2 protein-coding genes are annotated in these 665 nt (G+C 65.7%); one reads left to right on the plus strand and one right to left on the minus strand.

Going from position 1 to position 665, the window contains the following annotated elements; all coding sequences use genetic code 11:
• On the minus strand, positions 1-236 hold a 236-nt coding region (locus FK530_RS24615), incomplete at its 3' end, for a uroporphyrinogen decarboxylase family protein (RefSeq protein WP_331456378.1).
• Positions 237-449: 213 nt separating this feature from the next.
• Between FK530_RS24615 and FK530_RS24620 the strand changes: the two genes are divergently transcribed.
• The coding region (locus FK530_RS24620) for a hypothetical protein (RefSeq protein WP_205124258.1) at positions 450-665 on the plus strand (216 nt) is incomplete at its 3' end.

A 665-nucleotide genomic window follows, 5' to 3' on the forward strand; every position in this document is an offset into this window, starting at 1 on the left:
CCCGCCAGGAGCAGCGGCACCATGATGTCGGAGAACAGGACTGCCGCATCCACGCCATGGCGGCGCACCGGCTGGAGGGTCGCCTCGGTGGCCAGGGCGGGGTCGAGGCAGGTCTCCAACATGGACTTCCCGCAGCTGGCGCGCAGTGCGCGGTACTCCGGCAGTGAACGTCCTGCCTGGCGCATGAACCACACGGGTGGTCGTGGGGGGCGGTCACCGAGAAGGGCGCGCAGCATCCCCGGGAGGTGGGTGGGGTCCCAGGGGTCCGGGGCGGTGGCCTCGCTGCTCGCTGCGCCCTTCGGCGGTCCATTCATGAGGACGTCCTTTTCTGTATTCGTGTCAGGAAATGACCCGGACGTGCTTTTCCGGAACAATGTCAGAAAAGAGCCCGAGTGCAATTCTTCATGAATTGTGCACCCTCTCGCGGGAAATGATTGAATGAGGCCATTGTGAGTCTCCACCTCTTCTCCGTCACGCATTCCGGTCAGGGCCTCGACGCAGTCGCGCGCGCTGCGCGACGAGTCCGGGATTCGGGTGCGCTCGTCCGGGGAATCGGGCACGTCGAGGGCTCCCTGGTCCTGTCCACCTGCAACCGTCTCGATGTCTACGTCGACATCAGTGCCGACGCTGGTGGGGACGCCCAGGAGACGGTGGACCAGGTCCGC

The organism is Tsukamurella conjunctivitidis, assembly GCF_007858475.1.
GTDB lineage: Bacteria > Actinomycetota > Actinomycetes > Mycobacteriales > Mycobacteriaceae > Tsukamurella > Tsukamurella conjunctivitidis.